This is a genomic window from Parabacteroides hominis, from assembly GCF_014287585.1.
GTDB lineage: Bacteria > Bacteroidota > Bacteroidia > Bacteroidales > Tannerellaceae > Parabacteroides > Parabacteroides hominis.
Map to the genome: position 1 here is coordinate 58,938 of NZ_JACOOJ010000031.1, position 7,085 is coordinate 66,022.

4 protein-coding genes are annotated in these 7,085 nt (G+C 41.9%); 1 reads left to right on the forward strand and 3 read right to left on the reverse strand.

Annotation, left to right across the window (positions count from 1 at the left end; translation table 11 throughout):
• Positions 1-6: 6 nt before the first annotated feature.
• Positions 7-1,467, forward strand: coding sequence for a TolB family protein (locus H8S65_RS15385; protein ID WP_186930784.1), 1,461 nt, complete (start codon positions 7-9; stop codon positions 1,465-1,467).
• A 104-nt stretch (positions 1,468-1,571) separates the two neighbouring features.
• Here H8S65_RS15385 and H8S65_RS15390 read toward each other — a convergent pair whose 3' ends face one another.
• From H8S65_RS15390 to H8S65_RS15400, 3 genes are read right to left on the reverse strand one after another with little or no spacing between them, the layout of a single operon-like run.
• Positions 1,572-2,438: a hypothetical protein gene (locus tag H8S65_RS15390; protein ID WP_186930785.1), complete on the reverse strand. Its 867-nt coding sequence runs from the start codon at positions 2,436-2,438 to the stop codon at positions 1,572-1,574.
• A gap of 30 nt (positions 2,439-2,468) precedes the next feature.
• Entirely contained in the window at positions 2,469-4,007 is a 1,539-nt protein-coding gene (locus tag H8S65_RS15395) for a RagB/SusD family nutrient uptake outer membrane protein (protein ID WP_186930786.1), read from the reverse strand.
• 27 nt (positions 4,008-4,034) lie between these two features.
• Positions 4,035-6,998: a SusC/RagA family TonB-linked outer membrane protein gene (locus H8S65_RS15400; protein WP_293730700.1), complete on the reverse strand. Its 2,964-nt coding sequence runs from the start codon at positions 6,996-6,998 to the stop codon at positions 4,035-4,037.
• Between the last annotated feature and the right edge of the window lie 87 nt (positions 6,999-7,085).

Genomic DNA, 7,085 nt, shown 5'->3' on the forward strand with positions numbered 1-7,085 from the left:
AAGAACATGGAAAGAAAGAATATATATTTATGTATGCTGGCAGCTTTGTTGTCTTGTTCCGACTCGGTGAAAATGAGTTGGACAGCAGAACATATGCCGAATATTTTTCCGGATTATGCCGGTGTGGTTATTCCGCCTAATATCGCTCCGTTGAATTTTGCCTTGAAAGACTCTGCCGATGAGACACGTGTCGTTTTTGCATCAGGAGAACAACTGTTTGTGGTGAAAGGTGGAAAGCAAGGCTTTGTTATTCCGGATTCGAAATGGAAAAAAATGTTGGGTGCGGCTACCGGGAAATCTATTCAGGTGACGGTCCAGGCAAAGCGAGGAGGCGAATGGATGGCGTATGCTCCATTTTCAATTCAGGTAGCTCCTGAAAAGGTGGATTCCTATCTGGCTTATCGCCTGATCGATCCGGGATATGAGTTGTGGAATAAGATGGGAATTTATCAGCGGGATCTGGAGAGTTATACGCAAACTCCCATTATTGAAAATAAGATGAGTGGTAACAATTGTGTGAATTGCCATTCTTTTTGCATGCAGAACCCGGATAAGATGCTGTTCCATATGCGCGAGACTTTTCCGGGGACGATCCTGGTCGATGGCGATAAGATTGAAAAACTGAATACCAAGACGAAGGAAACGATTTCTTCTTTGGTTTACCCTTCCTGGCATCCTTCGGGCAAATATGTGGCTTTCTCTGTGAATACCACCAAACAGGCCTTTCATCTGAATGACAAGAATAGGGTGGAGGTCTATGACGAGGCTTCCGATGTTGTGGTGTACGATGTGGAAAAGCACGAGATCGTAACGGCTTCAAACATCTTCTCGAAAGATGCTTTTGAAACATTTCCGACTTTCTCTCCCGACGGGAAAACCCTCTATTTCTGTACCGCGGAGGCCAGGCCGATTCCGCAGGAATACTCGGAAGTCAAATATAACTTATGTTCCGTCTCCTTTGATCCGGCGACACGTGCTTTCGGGACGCAGGTCGATACGCTTTACAATGCGAAGAGCGGCGGAATGAGTGCTTCTTTCCCGCGTGTTTCGCCTGACGGACGTTACCTTTTATATACGTTATCCGGCTATGGAAACTTTTCGATCTGGCATAAAGATGCTGATTTATATATGGCGGACCTTCAGACAGGCATGAGCCGTCCGTTGACGGAAGTGAATAGCGACGATGTGGAAAGCTATCATTCCTGGAGCAGCAACAGTCGTTGGTTTGTTTTCAGTAGCCGGCAGATAGACGGTTTATATACACGTCCGTATATCGCTTATGTGGGCGAAGATGGCAAAGTCAGCAAGCCGTTCCTGCTGCCTCAGAAAGATGCCGGTTTCTATCATTCTTTTATGAAGTCCTTCAATATTCCGGAATTTATAACCGGAAAGGTAAAAGTGCAAGGCCGGGTCCTGGCTATTAAGGCGAAGGAAGATAAGGGGACGGATGTAAGGTTTGCAAAGTGATTGATGATTTTTCGGAACGTTTGTCGTCCGGAAATTAAAAAATAAAAAGGACTGGATTCTGACATTGAATCCAGTCCTTTTATTATTTAGCAAACTTTTATCTCTTATGGAAGAGTGATAAGAATGGAACCACCTTCGCCTGTATAGTCAAAGCCACCTTGCAAAGCTTCAATATAATAATATGGAGCTAATTGGAATGTTTTGTCATCAAGTTGTTTATTATTAGCTAAACTGATTCCGGAGAATGAACTTGGATGATAAGCATAGATCGCATTTGAAGGACTACCATCATAGTTGATGCCGATAAAGAACTTATTATAATAAATAATGCCATCTTTAAGCCAGAACTCGATATAATCGCAAGAAGTTGCAGCAACTGCATTTCCCCAATCGCCGTCATCGTTTTTCAGACCCTCTGCATACGGTTTGATTACACGGTAACGGTCGAAACCATCTGCTTTCTGAATTTCCACATTATACGGAGCTTCGGTGAAAGCCAGAACATCGACAAATGTGCCGGTTCCTAAAGATACCCAGTTATAATCTTTATTGACAGTTACAGAAATAGTATTACTCCCGCTTATAGGCTTCTCGCCATCTAAAGTTAATGTAATATCTAATTCCTTGCCAATTTCCAACGGAGTAACATTTACAGTTATTTTTGTCATGTTTTCGCCGGCGGCAAAAGTATAGCCGGAAACAGTACAACCTGCCAGCGGTTCATCTGCAACAGTTGCTGTTAGTGCAACTGTGCCACTCAGTTCCGTACCGGCATTGGCACGTACGATATCTACTGTAAAAGTCGGATCAGCCGGTGAAACCGTAATATTCGCTAAAGACGCATTTACAAAAGCCGCTCCATTGGCAGCATCCGTATAGATAGCGCTTTCCTGTTCGCTGTCGCAAGCCGTAAACCCCAGAGCAATTAACAGGAGAGCCGTTAATATTGATAAATTTGAAATATATTTCATCGCTTTACTCTTTTAATCAATGAATAAAATTTATTTAGTATCACCAACTGGATTTTGATCTTTAGTTTGATCCAGGCTGGCATTTCCGTCAAACTCAGTTTGAGGAATCGTTAATACCCACATATAGCTTTCCGGATCATTCGCATTGCGGTTAACCAGTAATGCGTCTGTCGGCCAACCCATTTCTGTAGTCCGTTTGAAACCTTGTTTCAGACGACGGATATCATAAATACGACCAAATTCACCCCAAAGTTCTATACGGCGCTGTGTGATAATTTCTTCCAATAAAGAACCCGTATAATCAGAGGTCAATTTACCCATAGCCGTACCGGATTTCTGAGCGCAACTGTACGATGCGTCACGCTTGCTCATCAAATCCATCAAATATTCACGTGCACCGGCATCGTTACCCAGACGGCATTCAGCTTCGGCTGCGATCAGATACATCTCTTCTATACGCATCCAAATATAATCTCCCATCCAAGTCTGGATATCAGAAAATTTAAATTTTTCCTGTTGAAATCCGCCATTTTTATTGTTGGCATCTTCCGGATTCCACCAAACCAAGCGGTCATCTGTCGTCCCCATTTTTTCATACAGTTCCTTGTTGATCTGTTTGCGGGCTTTTGCTCCGTATTTGTCAGCATCAGCGTCCATATGCGTGAATAGACCTGCATACATACCGCTCTGGTCGGATATGATTTCAGCTCCCCACATGACATTTGGTGCGCTTACGCTGTTCAATCCTTTAAATTCTGAAACTTTTGCAATCGTGCATTTACTTGCTGCAATTGCTTCTTCCGATGATTTTTTAGCAGTAGCCCAGTCTTCCATCACTAATGCGATACGAGCCTGCATGCCTAATGCTGTGGTATAGTCAATATGCGAAATGTGTTTGCGGGTTGTACCGTTTAACCGTTCGACTGCTTTACTGATGTCACTCACAATCTGATCGTACGTCTCTTGTACCGTAGAACGCGGTTTTCCCTCTGTTCCAGCGACTGTCGGTTCGACATATATTGGACAACAGGGTTCGCCCTCATGTCCTTTATAGGTTCTGGCAAAACTCTGCGCCAACATGAAATAGGAATAAGCACGTATTGCATAGGCCTGCCCCATGATGTAGTTGACTTCCGTTTCCGTGCCGGCCATTGTCTCTTCTGCTGCAAGGATATAATTTGCATTGGAAATCCAAGTATAATAGCAATTCCATAAATCGTATGAGCGCCAAGTGGTAGCGGTATATCTGCTTTTTACGTTATATAAGCAATCATACCAGAACCAACCGCTACCCATTGCAGACATAATCATATCTTCTCCCATTACATCTGCCATCAGGTTATAAGCGCTGATACCGAAGCATTGATGTGTATTATCTGTAGGAGACCATGCCGAATACATGGAACGGTAAAGGCCGTTCAGAGGTACTAAGGCCGCATTTGCATTTGCCAATAATCCTGTTCCGGACATTGAATCGGTCGGATTGGTATCCAGTGAACTCTCCAAGCAGGATGAGAGAGTTGTACAAGCCATCAGACCGACAATCATATATTTATATATCTTTTTCATCTTGTATCTTATAAAAATGATTCTACTTTAGAAATTAATTTCCACACCAAAAGAATACGTCTTGTTAGGTGCATAAGAATAATCGGTTTCACCCTTGAAGTTATACTGAGGGTCCATACCTTGCAAGTGAGAGAATAATGCCAGGTTATCGATAGAACCGAATACGCGGATATTATTCAACTTAGCTTTTCTCATCCAATCTTTAGGCAAGGAATAACCCAATGTGATATTTTTAATTGCAAAGTAAGATGCATTAATCAAAAAGCGATCTGTTGTTGCATAAGATCCATTGATTTCTACACGCGGTACGTCTGTTACATCACCCGGCTGTTGCCAACGGCGCAATTGATGCTTGTTCCATGTGTTTGTCGCATATTGGGCATTCATGGAACCCGTGTATAACCCGTCGTAAATTTTACCTCCGATAGAATAGGTCGTCAGAATTGACAGGTCGATACCTTTATAGGAGAAGTCTGTTCCAATGCTACCATACAGATCCGGAATGCGATTCCCTTGATAATATTTGCTGGTCGATGCCTTCGAATAATCATCACTGATACGTTCGTTTATGATATTTCCGTTTTCATCTTTGTCATAAACCCAATAAAGTTGAGATCCGGTTGCAGGATCTACACCTGCTGATTTGGCCATGTAGAATGTATTAATAGGCATACCTTCTTTAATACTGTAATTCCCTTTAATGATTTCGGGAGCAGTATTAGTCAGTTTCAATACTTTATTTTTCACCGTTGAACCCATAAAAGAAAGATTCCATCTGAAGTCTTTAGTCTGGATAGGCGTACCTCTCAATTCAAATTCGAAACCAGTATTTCTCATATCTCCGACATTGGCATTGTAACCATTGAACCCGGTAGAAGTAGCCATCGGATAACTCAGTAACATGTCAACAGTTTTACGGTTATAATATTCGGCATTAAGCGTAAAACGACTATTCAACAATGTCGCTTCAATACCTACGTTCAAGTTTCCATTCTTTTCCCAGGATACTGTTTGATTTTCCAGAGAAGAAACCATACCACCGATCTGATTTGAATTAGGCCAACCTAAATCATACAAACTTTGCCATAAGTAATAATTACTTGTCGCATCGGAATTTAGGATATTGTCGTTACCTTGCTGTCCGTAGCTTAATTTCAGGGATAAGTTGTCTACCCAATCAACATCTTCCATGAACGCTTCCTTAGAGATACGCCAATTTCCTCCGATAGACCAGAATGTTCCCCATCGGTGGTCTTTATGAAAACGAGAAGAACCGTCTGTACGCAAAGATGCAGAAAAGTAATATTTTTCATCATAGTTATAATTGAAACGTCCTAACCATGATTCAATACGATAATTATCCGTGTAAGAATCAGCAGAATTCAGGGTTGTTCCCGGACGTAGTTCGAGGATACCGTCTACCAGATTTGTTTTTCCGGCTTTCAGATACTCATAACTGTAGGCATAAAATTCATGGCCGGCTAATACATCAAAAGAATGAAGTCCAAAAGAACGGTTCCATGACAACAATTGGTTGAAAGTAAAGCTCTGCATACGATTGCTGTATTTCGTCAACAAACCGCCGGCTGTAGCCTGGTTGCCATGATACATGTTCATATAGCTCATCCTGTTCTGGTTACGATAGTCAAGACCAAAGTTTACATTAAGTTTTATGCCTTTGAAAACACCGAAGTTATCTTTGTCTGAACCAAATGTAACACCTGTACGAAGACTGGCCACGTCATTCTTTTTATTAGACTTGTCATCTGTCAGACCTCCGACCGGGTTATAATCCGTATAACTGCCCGGACGTCCGTTTTCACCATAATCTAATTGTGGTTTGCCATTTTCACCTAAAACATTCTTTCCTTCCAAATCCTTTATGTAAACAGGAAACAATGGTGAAACGAATTGTGCCGAATACCATACATTCGATGTGGAAGATCCGTCATAGTCGCTATAGTCCTGTACTGAATTTGACAAGGATGCATTTAAATTAGCCTTGAACCAGTCGGTTACATTCGAATTAACGTTTACGCGAGCATTATAACGCTGGAAACCAGTGTTAATAAGAATACCATCTTCATTTAAATATCCAAGAGAAAACATATACTTTGTTTTTTCAGAACCACCGTTTACAGATAATTGATGCTCCTGTCTGAATGCATTGTCGCGCTGGACTGCATCCATCCATCGTTCGTCCCATGCCGAAGCGGCATCCGCTTGAACCATTCCTGTTTCCGGATTGATCAGGTTATCCCATGTGTAATTTTTAAATGGATTGTATAATTCACCTCCTAAATTGGCTCCCAGGTTTGATCGTGCCATCTGTTGAGCCTGTTCCCATGAATAACCGGAATTAAATGCATAACCATTGCGTAAAGCCTCGTAAGTTAATTGAACGAATTCTTTCTGATCAACCATGTCGTATGGTTCGATCGCGCGTGAAGCCCATCCGACAGTTGAACGCCATGTCACTTGTGCTTTACCTTCTTTACCTTGTTTAGTTGTGATCATAACAACGCCGTTAGCACCACGTGCACCATACAAAGCACCGGCAGAAGCATCCTTGAGTACAGTCATCGATTCAATATCGGATGGATTGATAGAAGAGATATCCCCGTCATAAGGAATACCATCCACCACATACAATGGATCTTGGGATGCGTTGATTGATCCATACCCGCGGATCACAATCGATGCAGCCTCACCCGGCTGTCCGGAGCCGGAAGTAGTCAACAAACCTGTAGCTTGCCCTTCCAAACCTTTCGTCAAATTGGTAATTGGACGAAGTTCCAGCTTCTCATTATTAATAGTAGAAGCCGATCCTGTAAAAGAACTTTTCTTTGCAGTACCATAAGCGACCACCATTACCTCATCAAGCATTTGATTATCAGACTCAAGGGTGATTTTTAAATTGGGTTTCACCCCAACTTCCTGGGCTTTCATACCCACAAATGAAATTACCAGAGTCTTTGCAGAACTTGGTATATCTGCAATATCCTGATTGTTAATGGATTAATTATACATGTAGTCTAAGCTATTATCTATTTATAAGAAATAATGCATCGAATATGA